This is a genomic window from Neisseria sp. WLZKY-1, from assembly GCF_046546535.1.
Taxonomy (GTDB): Bacteria; Pseudomonadota; Gammaproteobacteria; order Burkholderiales; family Neisseriaceae; genus Neisseria.
Map to the genome: position 1 here is coordinate 1 of NZ_JBKGTW010000151.1, position 298 is coordinate 298.

A 298-nucleotide genomic window follows, 5' to 3' on the forward strand; every position below is an offset into this window, starting at 1 on the left:
TTGTTTATACGGATTACCACAAGGGTTATGACGTATTGGATGTGAGCGAATTTAACCATTTCCGTATCAACCACCGCACACATTTTGCTGAAAAACAAAACCACATCAACGGAATCGAGAACTTTTGGAGTCAGGCAAAACGGCATTTGCGTAAATTTAACGGCATCCCGAAAGAGCATTTTGAGCTGTATTTGAAGGAGTGCGAATGGCGTTTTAACAACAGTGAAATAAAAGTTCAAATTTCCATTTTGAAACAATTGGTAATAGATAATTTATCCTAGTTATCTAGGACAGCCCC

The 298-nt window shown here is 38.3% G+C and carries 1 protein-coding gene; it reads left to right on the plus strand.

Annotated features, from left to right (window positions below; genetic code table 11):
* Positions 1–281 (plus strand): transposase (locus ACLD9W_RS12615; RefSeq protein ID WP_410842311.1); only part of this gene is annotated, 281 nt, incomplete at its 5' end.
* Positions 282–298: the final 17 nt, after the last annotated feature.